The organism is Microbacterium sp. 22303 (assembly GCF_052045265.1).
In the GTDB taxonomy this organism is placed as follows: domain Bacteria; phylum Actinomycetota; class Actinomycetes; order Actinomycetales; family Microbacteriaceae; genus Microbacterium.
Window position 1 is genome coordinate 24221 of the sequence record NZ_JBQEOQ010000007.1, and the last position, 23772, is coordinate 47992.

The window sequence follows — 23772 nt, forward strand, 5'->3', positions numbered from 1 at the left end:
CGCCGGCGCCCTCTCCCCACCTCCTCTCCGAACGGGAAAGCCACCATGTCAGACACCACCACCACGCCCGAGGCGGGGCCGCCGACCTCGGCGCTGCATCTCGCCGACGAGTTCCTCGCCCGCCAGACGCCGGTGCAGCGGATCCGCGCGATCCTCTATCGCTACCCGGCCATCAGCCCCGCCATCGTGCTCGTCGTGACGATCATCATCTTCGGTGTGATCAACCCGCGGTTCCTGGCCCCGAACAACCTGTCCCTGGTCACCCAGCAGGTCGCCGTCATCGGCACCCTCGGCGTCGCGCAGACGCTCGTCATCCTCACCGCAGGCATCGACCTCTCGGTCGGCGCGGCCATGGTGCTCAGCTCGGTCGTGATCGGCAACGCCGCCGCAGGACTGGGACTGCCCGGGATCCTGGCCCTCGTCATCGGTCTGATCGCCGGTGTGCTCACCGGCGTCGTCAACGGCTTCCTGGTCACCCGCCTCAACCTGCCGCCGTTCATCGTCACGCTCGGCACGCTGAGCATCTTCACCGCAATCACGCTGCTGCTCTCGAACGGCGCGACCGTGCAGGGCAACAAGCTGCCCGACATCATCACGTGGACCGGGTCCACCTTCCACCTCGGCGTCGATGTTACCTACGGCGTGCTCATGATGATCCTGCTCTACGTCGTCGTCGCCTTCGCACTTGGCCGCACCGCCTGGGGGCGCCACGTCTACGCGGTCGGCGACGACCCCGAGGCCGCCCGACTCAGCGGCATCCGGGTGAACCGCGTGCTGCTGAGCGTGTACGTGGTCGCGGGAGCGATCGTGGCGCTCGCCGCCTGGATCCAGATCGGCCGCGACTTCGGGTCCAGCCCGAACGCCGCCGTCGACGCCAACCTGAACGCCATCACCGCCGTCGTCATCGGCGGGACCAGCCTGTTCGGCGGTCGCGGCAACGTGTGGGGCACCCTGCTTGGGGCGCTCATCGTCGGCGTGTTCCGCAACGGTCTCGCCCTCGCCGGTCTCGATGTGCTCTACCAGACCCTCGCCGTCGGCATCCTCGTGATCGTCGCGGTCTCCATCGATCAGTGGATTCGGAAGGTGCGCAAGTGAACGCCGCAGCCACCACGGAAACCCGCACGCCGGTGCTGTCGGCGAAGCGGCTCGTCAAGACGTATGGTCATGTCGTCGGCCTCGACGGCGTCAGCCTCGACCTGTACGCCGGTGAGGTGCTCGCCATCATCGGTGACAACGGCGCCGGCAAGACCACACTCATCAAGTGCCTGACCGGCGCGGAGATCCCGGACGGCGGCGAGCTCCTGCTCGACGGCAAGCCGGTGCACTTCCGCCGCCCGCAGGACGCCCGCGACTCGGGGATCGAGACGGTGTACCAGTCGCTCGCTGTCTCGCCGGCACTCGACGTCGCCAGCAACATGTATCTCGGCCGGGAGCTGCGCCGCCCGGGCTTCCTCGGATCCACGCTGCGCATGCTCGACACCAAGGCGATGCGCAAGAACGCCCGTGACGAGCTCACGCGACTGGGAATCTCCACGCTGCAGGACGTGACGGTGCCGATCGAGAACCTCTCCGGCGGTCAGCGTCAGGCCGTCGCCGTGGCGCGCGCCGCGGCCTTCGGGTCCAAGGTCGTGGTCCTCGACGAGCCGACCGCGGCGCTGGGCGTGCGCGAGGGCAACCAGGTGCTCGAGCTCATCAAGCGCCTGCGCGACACCGGCGTGCCGGTGATCCTGATCAGCCACAACATGCCGCACGTGTTCGAGGTCGCGGACCGGATCCACATCCAGCGCCTCGGCAAGCGCGCCGGCACCATCACGCCGCAGTCGCACACCATGGGCGAAGCCGTGGCCATCATGACGGGTGCGCAGACGCTGTGACCTCGACACATCTCTACGCCGAGTTCCAGGCGGTGCCCGGAGCAGGGGACGCGGTCGCGACCCTCGTCGCCGGGTACCGTCGGAGCGTGGCGGCCGAGCCGGGTAACCTGCGCTTCGACGCGCACCGACTGCGGGAGGACCGCGACCGCTTCTTCGTGTACGAGGAGTACGTGGACGAGGCGTCTTTCCAGGCGCATGTCACTGCGGCGTACTGCGCGGCGTTCAACGAGGCGCTCGCCCCACTCGTCGTCGGCGGCGGCTCGGCCCTCACCTGGCTGGAGACGATCCCCGCATGAGTGAGAGCCCGCGCTCGCCCGCGCTCGTGATCGGCGAGGCGCTGATAGACATCGTGGATCGCGGGGACGGATCCGGGCCTCTTCGCCACGTCGGCGGAAGTCCGCTCAACGTCGCTTTCGGTCTCGGCAGGCTCGGCATCCCGACGGTGTTCGCGACCGAGTACGGCGACGACGCGGACGGCGCGGCGATCACGGCGCATCTCGCCGACGCCGGGGTCGCCGTGGTCCGCACAGCCGGCGGTGCCCGGCGCACGGCGACCGCGCGGGCGCGGATCCAGGCCGACGGATCCGCCGTGTACGACTTCGACATCGACTGGACCCTGCGACACCCGCCGACCGTCGGCGACGCGTCCGTGGTGCACGTCGGGTCGATCGGCGCCCTCCGCGCGCCCGGAGCGGAGGGCGTGCTCGCCCTTGTGGAGTCGCTGGACGAAGGCGTGCTGGTGACGTTCGACCCCAACGTGCGTCCCGCACTCATGCCGCCGCAGGCCGAGAGTCGGGCGCTCGTGGAGCGCTACGCCGCGCGCGCCGCCGTGGTCAAGCTCAGCGACGAGGACGCCGAATGGCTGTACCCGGGTGAGGCCGGGACCGCGGCTCGGCGGCTGCTGGCGGCCGGCGCGCGGCTCGTCGCAGTCACCCACGGCGCCGCCGGGAGCGAGCTGCACACCGCGACCCACCGGGTCGGGGTGCCCGTGCGGGCGACGAACGCCGTGGACACGATCGGCGCCGGGGACTCGTATATGTCCGGCCTGATCGCCGCGATCGTCGAGCGCGTCGGCATCGACGCCGCCCTTTCGGGCACGCTGACGGTCCAACAGCTCGCCGAGATCGGCCGCATCGCCTCCTCCTCCTCGAGTCTCACCGTGGCCCGAGCCGGCGCGATGCCGCCGACCGCCGTGGAACTCGCGAGCGCGCTGACGGCTGCCTGATCCTCCTCCGCGGCGCGCCGATCCGGTGCGTCGCGGAGGACACCAGGCGGTCAGTCGTGCCGATCTGCCGACGCCGGCGTGAAGTGCAGCGCGTCGCGGTCGAGCCGGGTCTGCAGCCGGTGGAGTGTGGCGTCGCTGATCGCGCCGTCGTTGCGGAGGCGGATCACGACGTCCCGGGTGTGGTCGACGAGGGCGAGGCTCAGCGCGGCGTAGTCGTGGTCCAGGTCGCGCCGGGTGCTGCGTCCGGGTTCCGGTGAGGCGTCGATCCGCTCGAGCCGTTCCCGGTACTCGTTGACGACTCGTTCGCGCACGTGATCGGGCGCTTCGATCCCCTCGGCGAGGGAAGGCGTCGCCTCGATCGCCGAGCGCAGCGCGGTGCGGTGCGCGCGGGTGAACTCGGCGGACACCATCGTGTCGGGCTCGAGGCGCGCCCAGCGGATCACGGCCGGCAGGAGCATGCCCTGCGCGAGGATCGTGAGGACCACGACCCCAGTCGCGACGAAGATGATCTCGGCGCGACCGGGCATCGCGGCAGGCACGGCGAGTGCGACGGCCAGGGAGATCGCACCGCGGAACCCCGCGACGGTCGACACGACCCTGGCGCGATGCGTCATCCGCTTCCTGCGCTGGGCGGGGCTGCGGTCCACGAGCCGGATCCCCCAGGTTGTGATCATCTGGAACGCGAAGCGGATCAGCAGGATCGCGACCCAGATCAGCACGCACAGCAGGACCAGCATCGGGATGCTCTGCAGGGGGACCGCGCGCATCGCCGACTGCGCTTCGATCCCGATCAGGACGAACAGCGCGCCGTTCAGCGTCGTGGTCGCCAGCGTCCAGAAACCGTCCCGCTGCTGCCGGGACTGCGGGGTGCCGGCGCGCGGACCGGTGCGACTCAGATACAGCCCCGCGACGACCACGGCGATGACACCGGAGGCGTGGATCTGCTCGGCGGCGAGGAACGCGGCGAACGGCACCAGCACGAGGGCCGCGTTGTGCAGGAGCGGATCGTGCAGGCGCCGGAGCACGACGGTCCCCAGAAGACCGCCGAGGAGGCCGACGACGGCCCCGCCGCCGTACGCCACACCGACGAGGGTCGCGATCTCCCCTGCGGAGTAGGGTGCGCCGCTCGCGGCCATCCCGATCATGATCGTGTAGATGACCAGCGCGGTGCCGTCGTTGACCAGGCTCTCGGCCCGCAGCTGGACGATGTTGCGGTGCGGGAGCGCGCGGGCGAGGGCTCCCACGGCGGTGGCGTCGGTGGGCGCGAGCGCGGCGCCGAGGACGAGCGCGGGCAGCCATCCCCAGCCGAAGGCGACGCCGATGCCCGCCGCTCCGAACGTCGTCGCGACCACCAGCAGCGTGCTCAGCAGCAGGATGACCCGCAGATCGCGGCGGACTTCGCGCAGCGGCGTCATCAGCGCCTCCCAGAACAGCAGCGCCGGCAGGAACAGCACCAGTACCGCATCGGACGGGAGATGGATGTCGCGCACCGCCGGGATGAACCCGACGAGCAGCCCGAGGAGCAGCTGGAGCAGCGGCGCGGGAACGCGAAGCCGCGGCGCGGCCCAGGACGCCGCCACCACGAGGGAGCCGACCAGGACGAAGGTGATGAGCGGATCCATGAGCAGTCCTCTCGGGAGACGGGACGATGCGGCGAAACAGGATCCCGCCATCGCGACGCCGACTCGAGGAGCTTCGCCATGCCCAGGGTCGCACCCCCGTGTTTCCAGCCCGTTGCGGGCAGGGGCGGGAGCGGTTTCGCGTCGTCCTCCGAGGTCTTCCGGTGAGGGGATCGGATCCGCACCGTGACAGGACGCGTAGTCCATCTCTCGGGCGCCTTGCAACCCCGTTTCGCGCCTGTGACGGAGCGCATAGCCTGCGAACTCGACAGACACAGGGCCGCGCCGCTGCGCGGCCGCGGCGCCGTGACAGCGAGGAGTCCCATGAGCGGCGAAGAGGAGAAACCGAAGAGCAATCCGGTTATGCGCTTCCTGCGCGTGCTGGGTCCCGGTCTCGTCACAGGCGCCGCGGACGATGACCCCTCAGGCGTCGCCACGTATTCGCAGGCGGGGGCCACGTTCGGGAACGGGCTGCTATGGACCGTTCCGCTCTCGCTGCCGCTCATGATGGCGGTGCAGGAGATCTGCGATCGCATGGCCCTCGCGACTGGCGACAGCCTCGGCGCGTTGATTCGCCGCAAGTTCCGCCGGGGCATCGGTGCATCGATCGGTGTTCTGATCGTTGCGCTGATCGCGGCGAACTGTCTGAACCTCGCCGCAGACCTCAACGCGATCGGGCAGGGCATGCAGCTTCTGCACGCTGGACCTGCATGGATCTGGAGCATCGTCGCCGGCGTCGCGATCCTCGTGACGGTCATGCTCGGCTCGTTCGAGCTGATCGGCAGGATCTTCAAGTGGTTGTGCCTTGTGCTGCTCGTCTACCTCGGCGTCCTCTTCGCGACACATGTGAACTGGGGCAGCGTCGCGGCCGGCCTCGCAGGCTTCCAATTCCAGCTTTCGCCGGCTTACCTGGGTCTCGCCGTCGGCGTGCTCGGGACGACCGTGTCCCCGTACATGTTCTTCTGGCAGTCGGCGCAGCGAGTCGAGGAGATGCGCGAAGAGAAACGAGGTGGAGACGATGCGCCCGCTCTCGACGAACGTCCCGCACGCGAGGCGCACCGCCGGTTGCGCAACGGACGAATCGATGTCTTCACCGGTATGGCCTTCAGCGTCCTCATCATGTTCGCGATCATCGCGTCATCCGCAGCGACCCTGGGTGCGCACCACAAGACGGTCTCCAGTGCTGCGGAAGCGGCCAAGGCCCTTGAGCCCATTGCAGGCGATTTCGCGAGCATCCTCTTCGCCCTCGGGTTCATCGGATCCGGCATGCTCGCCGTACCTGTCCTCGCAGCCGCGGGAGCTGCGGGCCTCTCGGCTCTGCTGAACAAGAACTGGGGTCTGGACAAGAACCCACGCCGGGCGCCGCTCTTCTATGTTCTGCTCGGCATCGGCATGATCGGCGGCACCATCCTCGCCGTCGTCTCCACCGACCCGATCGGGCTGCTCGTGCTCAGTGCGATCGTCAACGGCATCGCCGCCGGTCCGTTCCTGATCATCATGATGCTGATCTCCCGCGACCGCACCATCATGGGTAGACACCGAAACGGGAAACTGGCAGCAACGCTGGGATGGGCCACCACCGTGCTCATGTGCGTCGCCGGCGCTTATGGCATCTGGTACACCGTCGCCGGTAGGTGAGTGCAACTCTCGGCGCAAACCCGTGAACCGCGGGCGAGGCGACGTCGCATGATCGCCACGGAGTATTCGTGGCCTATAGCGAGCGCGAGCGGCATCTGTCAATGATCTGGCTTTCTGGCCGATGCAGCGTGATCGTGCAGGCATGCCCGGCGACCACGCACTCTGTGCGGAGATCGACGGGACTGCGGACGTGGTGAGGGAAGAGAGAGCAAAATGCGAAAGTACTTCTTCTGGTTCGGCGTCGGGGTTGTCGCGATGGTGGCCTACTTCTATGGTGCGAAGGCGGGTCGGGGCCGGTACCGAGACATTCGAGCGAGCCTCGATGCCGTATGGAACGACCCCAAGGTGAAGAAGGCGCGCAAAGAGGCCCTCAAACGCGCAGAAGCGGCCGCACAGGCTGCCGTGAAGCAAGCCAAGAAGGTCAGGAGATGAGCATGGCCGAGACAGGGAGCGAGCCGGAGGATCGCGTGCGCAGGATCAGCGACGCGGCTGCCGGTGCCGTCGAGGAACGCGTGGACAAGGCTGCGGGCGCGGCGTCGGATGTGATCTCCAAGGCATCCGACACGGCGTCGCATGCGGTGGGCGCGGTGGCAGGTGCGGTCACGGATGCGATTGACGCCCGACGCGAGGAGGTCATCGCGGGAGCCAGACAGGCCGCGGACTTCGTGGCGGGGATGGGCGGTGATGCGGTCGCCCACGTGAAGCACCATCCGACGCGCACTGTTCTGCTGGTGGCCGCAGGCGCGGCCGTCATCGGATTCATCGTCGGTGTGATGACAGCGAAACGCAGCTGAACGTCGTCGCCCGCGCGAGACGACCGCAACGGAGGTGTAAGCCCTTCGGGAAATCCGAATCCTGAGGGGCACACACTCCCTGTGACGGGAGGAGCTCGCGAGCTCACTCTGTCGGCCGGCAGCATTGGCGAGTGGCGCTACGTCGGGCTCCGGCCGGCATCTGGGTGTGTTCCTCCGTGGGGCCCGCCCGTCCGTGGATCTTCTGGATACTAGATGAGTGCGACATCTACTTTCCTTGTCAGGCCTCAGCCGGCACGACCTGAGCGACATATTCGCACGCGCCAAGTCCTTCGAAGGCGGGAGAGGCCCCATCATGGATGGAGCTGCCGCCCTCTTCTTTCCCGCATCAAGCTTGCGAACGCGCGTTTCCTTCGAGCGTGGTGCCGCCGAGATGGGACTGCAGCCGATTGTGTTCCCGCCGGAGACACTCGATAAGGACGAGGACCCGATCGATGTCGTCGGCTACCTCGCCTCGTGGGTGGATCTCCTCGTCGTGCGTCACCCTGATATCGAAGTGCTGCGCGGTCTGGCAGGGGCGGAGACGCTCCCGGTGATCAATGCGATGACGAACGTGAACCATCCGTGCGAGGTGCTCTCAGACCTTTATGCGCTGGCTCAGGACGCTGATCCGTTCGGGCTCAAGTTCCTGTTCGTAGGCGCTGACGGGAATATTGCCCGTGCGTGGTGGGAGGCAGGAGTCGCTTTCGGCATCGATATCGAGCAGAGCTGTCCCGCAGAGCTTCGGGTGCCGGGGATGCCTTGGAACGAGGATCTTCGCGACGCCATGCGCGGAGCAGACGTCGTAATCACGGACGGGCCCCGTCGCGATGCGGATGCGCTCGCACCCTATCGCGTGACGGGGGAGCTTCTGGATACTGCGCCGGACAATGTCCGGTTCGCTCCTTGTCCGCCTTTCATCCGAGGACGCGAAGTCTCCGAGGACGCCGTTGATCATCCATCCTTCGTCGGATACAGGTTCAAACGCCATCTCACGACGGTGCAGCAGGCGGTGATGTCCCGGGCGCTCGAGACGTGAGCCGGCCGCTTCCGGATCACCCGCCTGACTGGTCTGCCGTCTCGTCCTACTCCACCCCGCTCGCGACGTTCATCCCCGGGGCGGCACCGGGAGCGCATCGCGACATCTCACAGAGCCTGGTTGCTGCGGAGAGGAGTTCGACACGCAGACGTTACGGCGCACACGACAGCCGGAAACACGGACTTCCTAGCGTGATCGCACACGCACTCCTGGGAGGTCCGCATGACCGGCATCGCCACGAACAGCACCACCACGCCCACCGCGGAGAGGCCCGCGACCGGCTCCGCGCTCGGCTTCCTGCCGGGACGCTGGATCTCCGGATGGAACGCCGAGGACCACGATCAGTGGCGCACCGCGGGCTCTGCGATCGCGCGGCGCAACCTGCGCTGGTCGATCTTCGCCGAGTTCCTCGGCTTCGTCGTCTGGCAGCTCTGGTCGATCGTGGTCGTGGCGCTGCCGGCGGCAGGATTCCACTTCACCGTCTCCGAGACGTTCTGGCTGATCTCGATCCCGAGCCTGGTCGGAGCGACCCTGCGCTTCCCGTACACGTTCATGGTGCCGCGCTTCGGTGGACGCAACTGGACGGTGGTGTCGGCGCTGCTGCTGCTGGTCCCCGCGCTCGGGCTCGCGCTGTGCGTGTCGAACCCCGGTACCCCGTTCCCGGTGATGCTCACCGTCGCGGCGCTCGCCGGCCTCGGCGGAGGCAACTTCGCGAGCTCGATGGCGAACATCACCTCCTTCTACCCGCAGCGGCAGAAGGGCTGGGCCCTCGGGCTCAACGCCGCCGGCGGGAACCTCGGTGCCGCCGTCGCCCAGTTCGTCGTGCCGATCGTGATCACACTGGGAGCCGGCGCGACCTTGCATCTGCCGCTCGCGGGTCTCATCTGGGTGCCGCTCATCCTGATCGCGGCCTTCGGCGCCTGGCGCCGGATGGACAACCTCACGAGCGCCCGTGCCGACATCTCGGCGTCTCTGGCCGCGCTGCGCTATCCCGAACTGTGGCTCATGGCGCTGCTGTACATCGGCACGTTCGGATCGTTCATCGGCTTCTCTGCCGTGTTCCCCAAGCTCATCGCCGATCAGTTCCCCGCGTTCACCGCCTTCCCCGTCGGAGGCGCGATGCTGTCGCTCGCGTTCGTCGGGGCGCTGGTCGGGTCGCTCGCACGTCCCTTCGGCGGACGGCTGGCCGACCGGTTCGGCGGCAGCGCCGTGACGATCGCCGCCTTCGCAGTCATGGCGCTCGGCGCCCTCGCCGTGGTGCTCACGCTGCCGCTGCACTCCTTCTGGCTGTTCCTCGGCTTCTTCCTGCTGCTGTTCGTCGCGAGCGGCGCGGGCAACGGCGCGACGTACCGGATGATCCCGACGCTGTTCGCGCTGCGGTCCGGGGCTGACGGGCACTCCTCATCGGGCGACGTCGCCACTCAGCGCGCCGCGGCCGCTGCGCTGGGGATCGTCTCCGCGATCGGCGCCTACGGCGGCTTCCTCATCCCGCAGGCGCTCGGGCTGTCCAAGGCGGCGACCGGAGGATACGCGGCCGGCCTCGGCTGGTTCGTGGTCGCCTACGTCGTGCTGTGCGGGATCACGACCGCCGTGCTGCTGCGCGGACGCCGCCGCGGGGCGCGGATCTGAGTCGGCCGCGATGGCAACCGGATCCCCGCCCCCGACGGCTCCCGCCTCTTCTGCCGCGGCGGACACGCACTGCCCGTACTGCGCGCTGCAGTGCGCCATGACGCTCACCCCGGATCCGGCCGGTTCAGCCCCGGTGCGGGTGGAGGGGCGCACGTTCCCGACCAACCGAGGCGGGCTGTGCAAGAAGGGGTGGACCTCAGCCGCCCTGCTCGCGTCCCCAGAGCGGCTCACCACACCGCTGATCCGCGATGCCGGTGTTCTGCGCCCGGCGAGCTGGGACGAGGCGCTGGCGCGGATCGCGTCGTCGTTGCGCGCGATCCGCGCGGCTGACGGACCCGACGCAGTGGCAGTGTTCGGGGGCGGCGGGCTCACGAACGAGAAGGCGTACCTGCTCGGCAAGTTCGCCCGGGTGGCGCTGGGCACCTCGCGCATCGACTACAACGGCCGGTTCTGCATGTCGTCCGCCGCGGCGGCGGGCAACCGGGCGTTCGGGATCGACCGCGGCCTGCCCTTTCCCGTCTCCGACCTCGACGACGCCGACACGATCCTGCTGCTCGGCTCGAACGTCGCCGCGACCATGCCACCCCTGCTCTCGCACCTCGCGGGCGCCCGCGCCGCCGGTGGCCTGATCGTCGTGGATCCGCGCCGCTCGCAGACCGCCGAGCTCACCGCGGACGGTGCGGGCTCGCACCTGCAGCCCGCGCCCGGCACCGACCTCGCGCTGCTGCTCGGCCTCATCCACCTCGTGCTGGCGGACGGGCTCGCCGACCGCGCCTATCTGGAGCAGCGCACGACCGGTCTCGACGCGCTGCGCCGCAGCGTCGCACGATGGTGGCCCGAGCGGGTGCAGGCGACGACGGGGATCCCGGTCGCGGTGCTGCGCGCGACCGCGCACCGGCTCGCACGCGGCCGCGGCACGTACATCCTCACCGGGCGGGGCATCGAGCAGCACGTCGACGGCACCGACACGGCTACGGCGGCGATCAACCTCGCGCTCGTGCTCGGGCTGCCCGGCCGATCGGACTCGGGATACGGCACACTCACCGGCCAGGGCAACGGCCAGGGCGGCCGCGAGCACGGGCAGAAGAGCGACCAGCTGCCGGGGTACCGCAAGATCGCCGATCCCGCGGACCGGGCGGCTGTGGCCGCGGTCTGGGGCGTGGATCCGGACAGTCTGCCCGGGCCGGGCGTTCCGGCCGTGCAGCTGCTGGGGATGCTCGGCGAACCCGGCGGCGTGCGCGCCCTGCTCGTGCACGGCGCGAACCCGATGATCTCCGCCCCCGACGCGGGAGCGATCGCCGCGGGCCTCCGTGCGCTCGACCTGCTCGTCGTGTGCGACTTCGTGCTCTCGGAGACCGCCGCGCTCGCCGATGTCGTCCTCCCGGTGACGCAGTGGGCCGAGGAGGAAGGCACCCTCACGACGCTCGAGGGACGGGTCATCCGCCGTCGTCGCGCCCTGACCCCTCCGCCCGGGGTGCGCAGCGAGCTGGAGATCCTCGCCGATCTCGCCGCCCGGCTGGAGGCTCCGTCGGAGTGGCCGACGGAGCCGGCGATCGTGTTCGCGGAGCTCGCCCGCGCCTCCGCCGGCGGGATCGCGGACTACTCGGGGCTCAGCCACGCGCTCCTCGACGCACAGCTCGCCGCAGGCGTCGCCGCGCACTGGCCGTATCCCGCCGGCTCGGACGGCACGCCGCGGCTGTTCGCCGAGCGGTTCGCCCACCCGGACGGCCGGGCGCGGCTCGTGCCGGTGCAGCCGCAGGAGCGCGATCCGGAGGCGCCCGACGAGGAGCCGCTCGACGGCGGGGCGGCAGGCGAGCGGTCCGGTTCCGCGCTGCTCACACTCATCACCGGGCGCCTGCTCGAGCACTATCAGTCCGGGGCACAGACCCGGCGGATCGCCGAGCTGAGCGATGCTCACCCGCGCGCCCGCGCCGAGCTGCACCCCGCGACGGCCGCCCGGCTCGGAATCACGGGCGGGGATCCGATCGTGGTCCGAAATCGCCGAGGACGCGTCATGGCGGACGCTCTGCTGACCGAGCGGATCCGGCTCGACACGGTGTTCCTGCCGTTCCACTTCGCGGATGCGGAATGCGCGAACCGGCTGACCGCCGCGGTCACGGATCCGATCTCGGGCATGCCGGAGTTCAAGCGCACGATGGTCGTCGTCACCCCCGCGGTCGGGGAGAACGGAGTCGCATCCGTGAACGCCGAACAGGTGCCGGCATGAGCGGCCCGATGCGGATCGTGCTGATCGGCTACGGACCGGTCGGCGCCCGCTTCGTCGAGGAGCTGCTGCCCGCGGTGACGGCGGGGCGGGTGTCGCTCACCGTGCTGGGTGCGGAGGCCGAGGACGCGTACAACCGCGTGCTGCTGGCCGAGTACGCGGTGGGCGCCACCTCACGGGAGCGCCTCGAAATCGCGGACACCGCGGCGGCGCGCACGGCCGGGGTGCGGATCAGGCTCGACGAGACCGCGATCGCCATCGACCGTGCTGCACGCCGGGTGCGGACTTCGGCGGGCGACGAGCTCGCCTGGGACCGGCTCGTGCTCGCCACGGGCGCGCGTGCCAACGTGCCGACCCTGGCCGGCCTGGAGCACACCAGGCACGAGCGCGGCGCTGCGCCGGTGCCCGGCCGGGACGGCGGACGCCGGGCGCTGCCCGCGGGCGTGCTCGCGCTGCGCGACGTGGCCGACGCCGAGGCGGTCGCGCCGGTGGTCGCCGGGGGTGGAGCGGTCGTCGTGCTCGGCGCCGGCGTGCTCGGCATGGAGTTCGCGCTGCTCGCCGCCGAGCACGGGGCGCGGGTCACTGTGGTGCACCACGGCACGGCCCCCATGGCGCGCAACCTCGACGAGACCGGCGGGCGGATGCTCGCGCGTGCCGCCCGCGCGGCGGGCTTGCGGATGGCGGCGCATGCGCGCGCCGAGACCGTCGAGCTCAGGGACTCCCCGGCGGGGCCGGTGTTCGATGGCATCGTGTGCGCCGACGGCACCTATCTGCGCGGGGATCTTCTCGTGCTGTCCTGCGGTGTCGCTCCACGGGTCGAGCTCGCGCTCGCCGCCGGCCTTGCCTGTTCGACGGGCGTGCTGGTCGACGCGGATCTGCGCAGTTGGACGGATCCGGACGTGTTCGCGATCGGCGACTGCGCGCAGATCGCGGATCCAGACGAGGCCGACGCCACGGGGCGCGTGCCGGGGGCGCCGAGCGGTCTGATCGGACCCGGATGGCGGCAGGCCGCCGCCGTCGCGAGCCGGCTGCACGCCGAGTCGACCGGATTCGCGGCCGGCGCGCAGGCGACCGTCGCGCGGCACGAGCGCCCGACGGCGCTCATGCTCAAGGCGACCGGGATCGACGTGGTGTCGGGCGGGTCGTATGCGGCCGAGCCGTGGGACGCCGACGCCGAGGTCAGCGTGTGGGTGGACGCCGCGCGGGGCGCGTATCTGAAGACCGTCGTCCGCGACGGCGTGCTCGCGGGGTTCGTCTCGGTCGGCCTGCCCCAGGCCGGCGCTGAGCTCACCCTGCGCTACGAGCGAGGGGCGGGCCTCGTCGCGGATCCGGCGGCGCTGCTGCGGCTCGACGCGGCCGACGCCGGCTCGGCCGTGACCGCCGACGACCCGCTCGGGCCCGACGCGACCGTGTGCTGGTGCAACGGCGTGACGGCGGGCCGCATCGCCGACGCGGTGGCCGACGGGTGCGGCACCGTCGAGGAGGTCGGCCGCTGCACGCGCGCCGGCACCGGGTGCGGGGGCTGCAAGGGACGGATCGCCGCGCTGCTGGCGGCGGTGCCGGCGGTGTGAGAGCCGGGGCGATCCGGTCCCTGAGCTCGTCGAAGGGCCCGGACGAGATTGGGGCGCTTCGACAGGCTCAGCGACTGGGGGCTCAGACGTCGAGGCGGTATCCGCGCTTCACGACCGTGGCGACGAGGCCGGGGGTCGCGAGGCTCTGCCGCAATCGGCTGAGCGAGACCTCCATGGTGTGCTCGTCGCCGTCCACGGATCCGGAGAGCGCCCGGCGCGAGACCACCGCGCCGCGGGCGGCGACCAGCGCGCGGAACAGCGTCACGGAGGTGGGGGTGAGGCGCACCGGCGTGCCGTCGACGACGGCGACGCTGCCGCGCAGCTGCACCTCGCCGTGCCGGGTGCGCACGCGCAGGGTCGCCCGGTCCTCGAGGTGCTCGCAGACCAGCCGGATGAGTGCGCCCATCCGGAAGCGATCCGGCTGCAGTACCCGGATGCCCGCGGCGATCAGAGGCGCGGAGGTCACCGGGCCCACGCTCGCGGCCACCACGTCCTGCCGCAGCGCGTCGACGACCTCGTCGTGGCGACCGCGGGCCAGGGCCGCGATGAACAGGCCGTCCACCGCGGGGGCGCTCGTGAAGGTGACGCAGTCCAGCTGCCGGGCCGCGACGGCGTCGACGAGGCGGGTGGTCCGTTCGTCCTCGTCTTCGACGTTCGACCAGGTGTAGGGCGCGACCGTGAGTACGCGCATCCCCGCCTGCGCGAGCCGTGCGAGCTGCGCATGATCGGTCTGACCGTGCAGCTGCACGGCGACCGTGGTTCCCGCTCCGAACTCGGCGACGACTCTGTCCACGAGAGACGCCGTCGTCTCCTCGTCGCTCATGCCCTCGTCGTCGAGCCCCGCGGCGCGCACCGCGCCCCGCGCCTTCGGACCGCGCACCAGGATCGTCGCCGCGGACAGCGCGTCCTGCAGCGCGGCGCCGAGCCCCGCCGCATCGGCGACCTCGAACCAGCGCCGCATGCCGTAGCTGGTCGTGGCGAGCAGGAGATCGGGGCGTGCGGCGAGGATGTCGCGGGTGTCGGCGATGACCGGCCCGTCGTCGTCCGCGTGCCGCATCCGCACCGTCGGGGCGTGCAGCACGAACGCGCCGCGGCGCTCGAACGCGTCGATGAGATCGGCGGAGCGGCGATCGCTGGTCACGCCGATCCGGAAGCCGGCGAGCTGATCCGGACCGAACCCGGTCACCGGATCGATGCGCTCGAAGGGCGTCATGGGGCGTCCCCCGCGAGTGCGACGGCGTCACTGAGCAGCGCGACGGCCTCCCGATCACCGTGTCCGGCGAGTCGGACGACGTCGCCCACGACGATCACGGCGGGGGAGCGGACCCCCGCATCCTCCGCAGCGTCGCGGATGCCCGCGAGGTCCGAGACGGTCGTGCGCTGGCCGGGGGTGAAACCGCGCTCGATGATCGCGACGGGGGTGCCGGGATCCATGCCGTGGCGCACCAGCCCGGCACTGATCGACGGCAGATTCGAGACACCCATGAGCACGACGATGGTACCGCCGAGGCCGGCAAGATGCTCGGCCTCCGACTCTGTGAGCGGTGCGTGCCCGGAGATCACGGTGAACAGCCGGGCGACCCCGCGATGCGTGACCGGAATGCCGGCGGACGCGGGCACCGCGATCGCGCTCGTCACCCCGGGGATGACGCGCACCGGCACACCGGCCGCGCGGCAGGCGGCCGCCTCCTCGCCGCCGCGGCCGAACACGAACGGATCTCCGCCCTTGAAACGCACGACCTTGGCACCCGCGAGCGCGTGGTCGAGCAGGAGGCGTTCGATCTCCTCCTGCGGGATCGCATGATGGCCGGGGCGCTTCCCGACATCGACCAACTCCGCCTGCGGCGCCAACTCCGCGAGCAGCGCGTAAGGCGCGAGGCGGTCGTACAGCACCACGTCGGCGTCCCGCAGCGCACGGACTGCGCCGACCGTGAGCAGGTCCGGGTCGCCCGGGCCGCCGCCGACGAGAGTGACCGATCCGACAGCGGCCGTCACGACAGCTCCTCGGCGGGCACCGTGTCGGCGCGCAGGGGGATGCTCGTGCCGGCGATCGGCACGATGCCGGCCGCGCGCTCCTCGGCGGTCGCGGGGCGGAGCTGCCCGCGCTCGGCGACGCGTGCGATGGACGGATCCGCGACGCCCGGCTCGTTCACGAAGGAGCGGAACCGGCGCAGCCGCTCGGGGTCGTCGAGGGTAGCCGCCCATTCGTCCGCGTAGGTGTCGACGTGCAGGGCGACCGCGGCCTCCAGCTCGGCGGCGAGGCCCAGCGAGTCGTTCACCACCACGTCGCGGACGTGGTCGAGGCCTCCGTCCAGATCCTCCATCCAGCGCGCCGTGCGCTGCAGCCGGTCGGCGGTGCGGATGTAGTACATGAGGTATCGGTCGATGTAGCGCACCAGCGTCTCATCGTCCAGGTCCGACGCGAGCAGCTGCGCATGGGCGGGCTGGAATCCGCCGTTGCCGCCGACGTACAGGTTCCAGCCCAGATCGGTCGCGATCACGCCCACGTCCTTGCCGCGCGCCTCGGCGCATTCGCGGGCACAGCCGGAGACGCCGAACTTGAGCTTGTGCGGGCTGCGCAGGCCGCGGTAGCGCAGCTCCAGGGCGATCGCCATCCCCACCGAGTCCTGCACGCCGTACCGGCACCAGGTGGATCCGACACAGCTCTTCACGTTCCGCAGCGCCTTGCCGTACGCCTGCCCCGACTCGAAGCCGGCGTCCACCAGCCGGCGCCAGATGTCCGGCAGCTGGTCCAGCCGTGCGCCGAAGAGGTCGATCCGCTGTCCGCCGGTGATCTTCGTGTACAGGCCGAAGTCCTGCGCGACGCGGGCGATCACGCCGAGTTTCTCGGGGGTGATCTCGCCGCCGGGGATGCGCGGCACGACCGAGTACGTGCCGTCCTTCTGCATGTTGGCGAGGGCGCGGTCGTTCGTGTCCTGCAGCGGGCCGCGACCGCCGTCAAGCAGATATTGGCCGTGCTGGGTGGCGAGGATCGATCCGACCGCGGGCTTGCAGATGTCGCAGCCGCGCCCGCGACCGAGGCGGGTGATCGTCTCGTCCCAGCTCGTCAGCCCCAGAACACGGACGGACTCGAACAGCTCCTGCCGGGACAGGTCGAAGTGCTCGCACAGCGCGTGCGAGACCGTGGCGCCGGCGGCGGTGAGCTCCGCTTCGAGCAGCTTCTTCACCAGCGGCACGCAGGATCCGCACTGCGTGCCCGCGCGGGTGCAGGTCTTCAGCTCTCCGAGGTCGTGGCAACCGTCGCCGACCGCGGCGCGCACCGTCCCCGCGGCGACGTTGTTGCAGGAGCACACCAGCGCGTCGTCTGGCAGCGCGCCGCTCGTGGGCGGCTCGGCACCGGCGGCGGAGAGGTACGCGGCCGGCTCGGCGTCGAGGGTGCGACCGAGCAGCGGTCGCAGACCGAGGTAGGGCGTGGCGTCGCCGACGAAGACGCCGCCGAGCAGCGTGCGGGCGTCGTCGCTCACGACGAGCTTCTGGTACAGCCCGCGCGCGGGATCCGCATACACGATCTCGAGGGCGCCGGGATCGCGGGCGAACGCGTCGCCGAAGCTCGCCACGTCGACGCCCGACAGCTTGAGCTTGGTGGCGTCGTCGATCGTGGTGAAAGCCGCATCGCCGCCGAGCAGCCGGTCGGCGACAGTCTCGGCCATGGCGTTGGCCGGCGCGACCAGGCCGATCGTGCGGCCGTCGATCGCGGCGACCTCGCCGATGGCCCAGATCGACGGATCAGCGCTGCGGCAGGCCTCGTCCACGATCACGCCGCCGCGCGGCACGGTCTCGATCCCCGCCGCCGTGGCGAGTTCGTCGCGCGCTCGGATGCCGATGGCGAACACGACGATGTCGGCCGGAACGGTGCGGCCGTCGGTGCAGAGCACCTCGACGGGGCGGCCGCCAGCGCCGAGCACGATCTTCTGCGGCCGGGTGCCGAGGTGCAGGTCGACCCCGCGGGCCGCGATCAGCCGCCCCAGGGCCTGGCCCGCGCCCTCGTCGAGCTGGGCCGACATCAGCCACCCGCCGGAGTGGATGATCACGGCGTCGGCACCGAGTGCGGCGACGCCTCCTGCAGCTTCCAGTCCGAGAAGACCGCCTCCGGCCACGGCGACGCGCGGAGAACGGCCCAGCTCGTCGCGGAGTGCCGCGACCTCGGCGACGAGGGCGTCCACGTCGTCGATCGTGCGGTACACGCGGGCGGCCGCAGCACCGGGGATCTCGGGCACAGGGGCGGAGGATCCAGTCGCCAGCACGAGATCGTCGTAGCCGAGCACGTCGCCGGTCGACGTCGTCACGGTCTTCGCGGCGCGGTCGATCGCCTGCGCCCGTTCGCCGACCCGCAGGGAGACCGCGGCGTGCTCCCAGCACGACGCCGGATCCAGCGTGAGATCGACGGATCCGTCCGCGAGCCGCTTGCTCAGCTGCACCCGGTCGTACGGAAGATACGGCTCTTCCGCGACGACGGTGATGCGGTGCGCGGCGGCCGGCTCATCGGCGAAGCGCGACAGCAGGGCCTCCACGAGCCGGTGGGCGGCGGGGCCGCCTCCGACGATGAGCGTGTTGCGGGACGTCATGCGTGCCCCCTCCGGTTCGGTGGTTCCCGAGCGTACGAGCGCGCGATTTCCCGACCGTTTCGGCAATGTATCCGTAACATGACAGCGCCCGCACACGACGAGCGGAGGGTTGTGAGGGGACTTTCACACGGCCGACACATGCCGCGACCGCAGCTGAAACACGCGCGACCTACCGTCGTGGCATGACCACCATCACGCAGACCAGGTCCCGTGTCGTCTCCTCGCACACCGCCCCGGCGCGCACCGTGTGGGAGCGCGCATGCCGCGTCGACGACCTCGAGCCGTCCTGGGGCGAGGCCGTCCTCATCCGGATGAGGCAGATCGCCGTGTTCCTGCTCTCGCCGCGCGAGGTCTACGCCGTCTCGCACGCCGATCCCGCGGCTGACGGCGCCCCGGTGATGGCGCGCGGAATCGTCGGATCCCGCGGTGATCGTCCCACGGTCGCGTCGCCCCTGCACAAGGAGGTCTACGACCTCGGCACAGGGGAGTGCTTTTCGGATCCGGCCCTGCTGCTGCGGACGTTCCGCACGCGCATCGTCGGCGGCTTCATCGAGATCGAACTCGACGACTGAGCCTCAGTCCGCCCGGCCGAGCAGCATCGCCCGCTCGGCGGCGTTCGCGGTGAGGTCCGCCGCCCGCCGGAACTCCGCCCGCGCCGCGGTCGTGCGCCCGAGGCGCTCCAGGAGATCGCCGCGCACGGCGTGCAGCAGGTGGTAGTCGTCGAGGGCGCCCGCGGCGACGACCGCGTCGACCAGCTCGAGTCCCGCGGCCGGGCCGTGCAGTTCGGCGACCGCCACGGCGCGGTTGAGCTCGACGATCGGCGAGGGGAACCGCGCGGCGAGCACGGCGTAGAGGCCCGCGATCCGGCGCCAGTCCGTGTCGGCCTGCGTCGCGGCCATCGCGTGCGCGGCGGCGATCGCGGCCTGCAGCGCGTAGCGGCCGGGAGCCCGCCCGCGATCCCGGGCGAGGGTGTGCGAGCGGGCGAGGGCCGCGTAGCCGCGACGGATCAGCAGCCGGTCCCACCGGGTGCGGTCCTGGTCGCGCAGCAGCACGAGGCGCCCCGCGACGTCGTGCCGGGAGCGCAGCCGGGAGGCCTGCAGCTCGAGCAGCGCCGCGAGCCCGTGCGCCTCCGGCTCGGCGGGCATCAGCGCGGTCAGGATCCGGGCGAGGCGCAGCGCCTCCGTGCAGAGGTCGATCCGCATCCAGTCGTCTCCGGCCGTCGCAGCGTAGCCCTCATTGAAGACGAGGTAGATCACCTCGAGTACGGCATCGAGCCGCTCGGCGAGCTCAGCGCCGGACGGCACCTCGTAGGGGATCCGCTCGTCGCGGATGGTCTTCTTCGCGCGTGAGATGCGGCGCACGATCGTCGGGGTCGCGGTCACGTAGGCCCGTGCGATCTCCTCGGTCGTGAGGCCGCCCACCATGCGCAGCGTCAGTGCGACCTGCGAGGTGCGCGAGAGCACCGGATGGCAGGCGGTGAAGAGCATCCGCAGCAGGTCGTCGGAGATCTCGCCGTCCACGACCGATGCCGGATCCGGTGCCGAGGAGGCGTCGACGAGGAGCTCGCCCTCCAGCAGTGGCAGCTTGCGGGCCAGGGTCGTGTCTCGGCGGATCCGGTCGATCGCCCGGCGCTTCGCCGCGACGGTCAGCCACGCGCCCGGGTTGTTCGGGACGCCGTCCCGGGGCCACTGCTCCAGAGCGGCCAGGTGCGCGTCCTGGGCCAGATCCTCGGCCAGCGTGATGTCGCCGACGAGCCGGGTCAGCACGGCGACCAGCTGCGGCCACTCGATCCGCCACGCCGCATCGACCGCGCGCTGCACCGCGCGGTCGATGAGCGGGGCAGTGGTCACCTATTCGCCGTCGAGCTCGCGCAGTTCGAGCGCCATCGTCCACTCCGGGCCGTGGATCCGCAGGAACCGCGTGCCCCATTCGACGGCCTCGTCGCGCGTGCGGGTCTGCAGCAGGCAGTAACCGCCCACCATCTCCTTCGACTCGGTGAACGGTCCGTCGACGACGGTCACGTCGCCCGCGGCGAGCCGGAGCACGGCGCCCTCCTCGGGCGGGCGGAGCCCTGCCGTGTCCAGCAGCACGCCGGCCTTCGTCATCTCCTCGAGTAGGTGGCCCATCTCCTCCTCGAGCCGGGGGTCGGGACTCCAGTCGGCGGGAAGATCCTCGATGTCGGGCCGGATCAGCAGCAGGTATCGCATGGTCCGATCCTCTCAGGCGACGCCGTAGCGCAGGTAGGTCGCACCGGCCGCGAAGGAGCGGGACTCCTCGAGGGTCAGCGCGAGGTCGGTGCCGGCCGGGAACAGCGGCGTGCCGCCGCCGATGACCACGGGATGCACGACGATGCGGAACTCGTCGATCAGACCGAGGTCGAGGAAGGAGTGCACGAGCTTCGGGCTCGCGTAAATCGCGATCGTGCCGCCCTGCTGCTCCTTCAGCCGCCCGAACTCCTCGGCGAGGTTCCCGCGGACGAGTCGCGTGTTGTTCCAGTCGGCGGATCCGAGGGTCGTCGACACCACGATCTTGTCGACCGCGTTGACCCACTCCGCGTGCGCGCGCTCGGTGGGGGTGCTGTCAGCGGTGGGCTGCGTGCTCCAGTACCCGGACATCCCGAGATACGTCTCGCGCCCGTAGACGGGGAGGTCGATGTCCTCCTGGATGTGCTGCGCGTAGGCGGACAGCTCCTCGTCGTACGCGCGGTTCGTCCATTCGAACCCCATCCCCTTGCCCGATGACACGTATCCGTCGAGCGTCATGTGGTCGAAAGCCACGATCTTTCGCATGTGCGTTTCCTTCCGGTGCGGGGCCGCTTTTCGGCCCCTTCATCTGTTCCGTCGAACGAGGTGAGCGGATCCGGACACGGGGGAGAGGATTCGCGTGGACTGGTCCGGATCCGGTGATCCGAGACCACGGCGGCGGGCTCGGTAGAGTGTCCCCGATCGAGGAGGACGTCGTGCTCACGAACCCCGGCTGGCCCGCTCTCGCCGTCGACGACTGGACGCCGACGCGGGACACGCTGCACATGTACACGCAGATCGTCGGCAAGGTCAAGATGGTGCTCGCCGCTCCGGTGAACCACTGGTGGCACGTGACGCTGTTCGTCGATTCGCGCGGACTGACGACCGGCGCGATCCCGGTCGGCGATCGGATCCTGGAGCTCTCCTTCGATTTCGTCGACCACGTCCTCGTCGCGCGCACCAGCGACGGACGGGGCGACACGCTCGTCCTCGGCGGCTCGGTCGCGCGCTTCTACGCCGATGTGATGGCACTGCTGTCCCGGCTCGACGTGGATGTGCGCATCCACCCGGTGCCGAACGAGGTGGCCGACGCCATCCCGTTCCCCGATGACACCGTGCACGCGACGTACGTCGCCGAGCACGCTCGGCTGTTCTGGCAGCAGCTGGTGCAGGCGGATCGCGTGCTGCGGCGATCCCGGTCCGAGTTCCGCGGCAAGGTCAGTCCCGTGCACTACTTCTGGGGTGCGATGGATCTCGCCGTGACGCGCTTCTCGGGACGGCCGGCGCCGGTGCATCCCGGCGGCGCGCCCAACTGTCCGGACAGCGTGATGGTGGAGGGCTACTCCGACGAACTCAGCAGCGCGGGGTTCTGGCCGGGCGGCGGCGCGGAGGGCGCGTTCTACGCCTATGCGTACCCGGCGCCGGACGGGTACGCGGCCGCGGAGATGCCGGAGGGCGCGTCCTTCGACGCGGCCCTGGGCGAGTTCCTGCTGCCCTATGAGACGGTGCGCCAGGCGCCGGATCCGGACGCGCTCGTGGGCGCGTTCCTGCAGGCCACATCGGCTGCTGCGGCAAACCTCGCGGACTGGCCGCCGGCGCCGCAGGCGCCCGCGATCCCCGCCGATCGGGCATCGCGCTAGGCGGCCTCGGGCGGCCCAGCCCTCAGCGCCGCGGCAGCCGCACCGCGAAGGCGTGCGACTCCGATCCGACCTCCGCCGTCTCCAGCACGCGGTCGAGGACGGCGGCGTCGCTCCCCGTCCAGCGTGCGGTGCGCGAGGCCGTGTACTCGCCCCACGAGCGCACGCGGAACACCTCCTGGAAGGATCCCGTCTCCTCCCCGGCGCGCTCCAGCATCCAGCCCGCCGCCCCCGTTCTGCGGCGGCTGTCGCGCAAGGGCCTCATCGCGGCGAGGAATGCCTGCTCGCGCTCGGGCGCGACGCGGTAGGCGATCGTCACGGTGACCGGGCCGTCGTCGGGCTCGGGGTCGAACACGAGCCGAGGCTCGGGCGCGCAGTACGGCTGGATCGACCGGTCCAGACGCCCGGTCTCGGGGCGCAGCGGCAGCACCAGCACGCTCGCCGCGACGAGCAGCAGCAGCCCCGCCGCCACGGCCAGCGTGACCGCCACGCCGGCCATCGCGCTCACCGCACCCCACAGGAAGGCGCCCAGGCCCTGTCCGCCGAGCAGCACGAGCAGGTAGGCCGAGATCGCGCGGGCGCGCACCCACGGGGCGGCGCTGAGCTGCATGGCCGCGTTCAGCGTGGTGAGGGTCGCGGTCCACGCGATGCCGGTGATCAGCAGCACCGGAACGACCACGGGCAGCGGCCACCAGGCGACGCTCACCGTGCCTACCGCGAACACGGCGGCCGAGAGGCCGAGCGTGGCCGAGGAGGACAGATGCCGGGTGAGGAACGGCATGAGCACGGCGCCGAGGATGGATCCGACGCCGAGCATCCCCAGAAGCAGTCCGTAGCCGGTCGCTCCGAGGCCGAGAAGGCCGCCTGCCGCGGAGGGGAGCAGCGACCACAGGGCGCTCGCGGGGAGCGCGAACAACAGGCTGCGCAACAGCAGCCGGCGCACGATCGGACCGGAGGCGAGTAGCGGAGCCCGGCCACGAGCGAGTCGCCGAACGGCTCCGTCCAGGTCCGCGCGGTCCGCTCCGGGCGCGGCCAGCGCACCAGGGCGATCACGACGCCGAGGAACGACACGGCGTTGAGTGCGAACACGAACGTCGGGCCGGTCCACGCGACGAGGATTCCGGCAATCGCAGGCCCGACTGCCCGCGCGGCGTTGACCGTGATCCCGCCGAGTGCGGCGGCCGCGGGGATCTCCTCCCAGGGCACGAGATCGGGCTGGATCGCCTGCCAGGCCGGAGCGCTGAGCGCGGCGGAGGAGCCGAGCAGGAAGGTCATGAGCAGCAGCGAGGGGGCGCCGAGCACGCCGATCCCGGAGAGCACCGTGAGCACGACGGCGAGGGCGGCCGACACGATGTTCATCGCGAGCAGCCAGCCCCGCCGGTCGAACCGGTCGGCGAGCACGCCCGCGAACAGCGAGAGGAACAGCACGGGCAGCAGGCTCGCCGCCTGCACCCAGGCGACGATCGCGGATCCGGAACCGGCCTGGATGAGGAACCACTGCGCGGCGACCGTCTGCATCCATCCGCCGAGGTTGGATCCGGTCTGCGCCAGCCAGAGCGCGCGGAACATCGGGTGTCGCAACGGCGCCCACGCCGACCCGCCCGCCGTGGCACCTGCCGCCGTCGTGTCGACGCTCTGCGCATTCATGGCACCATTCTGGACCGGGACCGCACTGGCGCAGGCCGCGTGCGGGTGA

Annotated in this window: 21 protein-coding genes and 1 pseudogene; 13 read left to right on the forward strand and 9 right to left on the reverse strand. The window is 71.1% G+C overall.

The genetic code is table 11. The features are described from left to right. Positions 1-45: 45 nt before the first annotated feature. From ACTJI8_RS17780 to ACTJI8_RS17795, 4 genes are read left to right on the forward strand one after another with little or no spacing between them, the layout of a single operon-like run. Complete coding sequence (locus ACTJI8_RS17780; RefSeq protein ID WP_440734768.1) at positions 46-1095, forward strand: ABC transporter permease; 1050 nt, start codon at positions 46-48, stop codon at positions 1093-1095. Then, positions 1092-1874, forward strand: coding sequence for an ATP-binding cassette domain-containing protein (locus ACTJI8_RS17785; RefSeq protein WP_233312119.1), 783 nt, complete (start codon positions 1092-1094; stop codon positions 1872-1874). The genes ACTJI8_RS17780 and ACTJI8_RS17785 overlap by 4 nt, the downstream gene beginning before the upstream one ends. Then, positions 1871-2170: a putative quinol monooxygenase gene (locus ACTJI8_RS17790; protein ID WP_233312118.1), complete on the forward strand. Its 300-nt coding sequence runs from the start codon at positions 1871-1873 to the stop codon at positions 2168-2170. Before ACTJI8_RS17785 ends, ACTJI8_RS17790 begins: the two co-directional genes overlap by 4 nt. Further along, entirely contained in the window at positions 2167-3099 is a 933-nt protein-coding gene (locus tag ACTJI8_RS17795) for a PfkB family carbohydrate kinase (RefSeq protein WP_440734769.1), read from the forward strand. The genes ACTJI8_RS17790 and ACTJI8_RS17795 overlap by 4 nt, the downstream gene beginning before the upstream one ends. 50 nt (positions 3100-3149) lie before the next feature. On the opposite strand, the gene ACTJI8_RS17800 is transcribed toward ACTJI8_RS17795, so the two are convergent. Next, positions 3150-4721 carry a Na+/H+ antiporter gene (locus ACTJI8_RS17800; protein WP_440734770.1) on the reverse strand — a complete coding sequence of 524 codons (1572 nt, stop codon included), beginning with the start codon at positions 4719-4721 and terminating at the stop codon, positions 3150-3152. A gap of 321 nt (positions 4722-5042) precedes the next feature. Between ACTJI8_RS17800 and ACTJI8_RS17805 the strand changes: the two genes are divergently transcribed. The 7 genes from ACTJI8_RS17805 (at position 5043) to ACTJI8_RS17835 (ending at position 13610) form a co-directional block, all read left to right on the forward strand. Continuing rightward, a complete protein-coding gene (locus tag ACTJI8_RS17805; protein WP_440734771.1) occupies positions 5043-6356 on the forward strand; it encodes an Nramp family divalent metal transporter in 1314 nt (437 codons plus the stop codon). 213 nt (positions 6357-6569) lie between these two features. Continuing rightward, positions 6570-6788, forward strand: a complete 219-nt coding sequence (locus ACTJI8_RS17810) for a hypothetical protein (protein WP_440734772.1) — start codon at positions 6570-6572, stop codon at positions 6786-6788. A gap of 2 nt (positions 6789-6790) precedes the next feature. Then, positions 6791-7150: a hypothetical protein gene (locus tag ACTJI8_RS17815; protein ID WP_440734773.1), complete on the forward strand. Its 360-nt coding sequence runs from the start codon at positions 6791-6793 to the stop codon at positions 7148-7150. A gap of 217 nt (positions 7151-7367) precedes the next feature. After that, positions 7368-8186, forward strand: coding sequence for an ornithine carbamoyltransferase (locus tag ACTJI8_RS17820; RefSeq protein ID WP_440734774.1), 819 nt, complete (start codon positions 7368-7370; stop codon positions 8184-8186). 222 nt (positions 8187-8408) lie between these two features. After that, entirely contained in the window at positions 8409-9815 is a 1407-nt protein-coding gene (locus ACTJI8_RS17825; RefSeq protein ID WP_440734775.1) for an MFS transporter, read from the forward strand. Positions 9816-9825: 10 nt separating this feature from the next. Then, positions 9826-12042, forward strand: a complete 2217-nt coding sequence (locus tag ACTJI8_RS17830) for a molybdopterin oxidoreductase family protein (protein ID WP_440734776.1) — start codon at positions 9826-9828, stop codon at positions 12040-12042. Then, positions 12039-13610: an FAD-dependent oxidoreductase gene (locus tag ACTJI8_RS17835; protein WP_440734777.1), complete on the forward strand. Its 1572-nt coding sequence runs from the start codon at positions 12039-12041 to the stop codon at positions 13608-13610. The genes ACTJI8_RS17830 and ACTJI8_RS17835 overlap by 4 nt, the downstream gene beginning before the upstream one ends. Before the next feature lie 82 nt (positions 13611-13692). Here ACTJI8_RS17835 and ACTJI8_RS17840 read toward each other — a convergent pair whose 3' ends face one another. The 3 genes from ACTJI8_RS17840 to nirB are packed head-to-tail and all read right to left on the reverse strand — an operon-like array spanning position 13693 to position 18196. Next, positions 13693-14823 (reverse strand): uroporphyrinogen-III synthase, encoded by a 1131-nt coding sequence (locus tag ACTJI8_RS17840; protein WP_440734778.1) that lies wholly within the window; start codon positions 14821-14823, stop codon positions 13693-13695. Then, entirely contained in the window at positions 14820-15605 is a 786-nt protein-coding gene (gene cobA / locus ACTJI8_RS17845; RefSeq protein ID WP_440734779.1) for a uroporphyrinogen-III C-methyltransferase, read from the reverse strand. The genes ACTJI8_RS17840 and cobA overlap by 4 nt, the downstream gene beginning before the upstream one ends. Next, the gene (gene nirB, locus ACTJI8_RS17850) at positions 15602-18196 is read right to left on the reverse strand and encodes a nitrite reductase large subunit NirB (RefSeq protein WP_440734780.1); all 2595 of its coding nucleotides are present in this window, start codon (positions 18194-18196) and stop codon (positions 15602-15604) included. Before nirB ends, cobA begins: the two co-directional genes overlap by 4 nt. Positions 18197-18378: 182 nt before the next feature. Here nirB and nirD point away from each other — a divergent pair, with 182 nt between their 5' ends. Then, a complete protein-coding gene (nirD, locus tag ACTJI8_RS17855) occupies positions 18379-18768 on the forward strand; it encodes a nitrite reductase small subunit NirD (protein WP_440734781.1) in 390 nt (129 codons plus the stop codon). Between the two features lie 3 nt (positions 18769-18771). On the opposite strand, the gene ACTJI8_RS17860 is transcribed toward nirD, so the two are convergent. From ACTJI8_RS17860 to ACTJI8_RS17870, 3 genes are read right to left on the reverse strand one after another with little or no spacing between them, the layout of a single operon-like run. After that, positions 18772-20046 (reverse strand): RNA polymerase sigma factor, encoded by a 1275-nt coding sequence (locus ACTJI8_RS17860; protein ID WP_440734782.1) that lies wholly within the window; start codon positions 20044-20046, stop codon positions 18772-18774. Continuing rightward, positions 20047-20403 (reverse strand): YciI family protein, encoded by a 357-nt coding sequence (locus ACTJI8_RS17865; protein WP_440734783.1) that lies wholly within the window; start codon positions 20401-20403, stop codon positions 20047-20049. It abuts the gene before it with no gap. 12 nt (positions 20404-20415) lie between these two features. Further along, a complete protein-coding gene (locus tag ACTJI8_RS17870) occupies positions 20416-20985 on the reverse strand; it encodes a dihydrofolate reductase family protein (RefSeq protein ID WP_440734784.1) in 570 nt (189 codons plus the stop codon). 170 nt (positions 20986-21155) lie between these two features. Between ACTJI8_RS17870 and ACTJI8_RS17875 the strand changes: the two genes are divergently transcribed. Next, positions 21156-22079 (forward strand): DUF5996 family protein, encoded by a 924-nt coding sequence (locus tag ACTJI8_RS17875; RefSeq protein ID WP_440734785.1) that lies wholly within the window; start codon positions 21156-21158, stop codon positions 22077-22079. A 22-nt stretch (positions 22080-22101) separates the two neighbouring features. Here ACTJI8_RS17875 and ACTJI8_RS17880 read toward each other — a convergent pair whose 3' ends face one another. Next, on the reverse strand, positions 22102-23184 hold the full coding sequence (locus tag ACTJI8_RS17880) for an MFS transporter (RefSeq protein ID WP_440734786.1): 1083 nt from the start codon (positions 23182-23184) through the stop codon (positions 22102-22104). After that, positions 23094-23723, reverse strand: a pseudogene (locus tag ACTJI8_RS17885) (MFS transporter); the annotation flags it as partial. The gene ACTJI8_RS17880 and the pseudogene ACTJI8_RS17885, both read right to left, overlap by 91 nt. Positions 23724-23772: the final 49 nt, after the last annotated feature.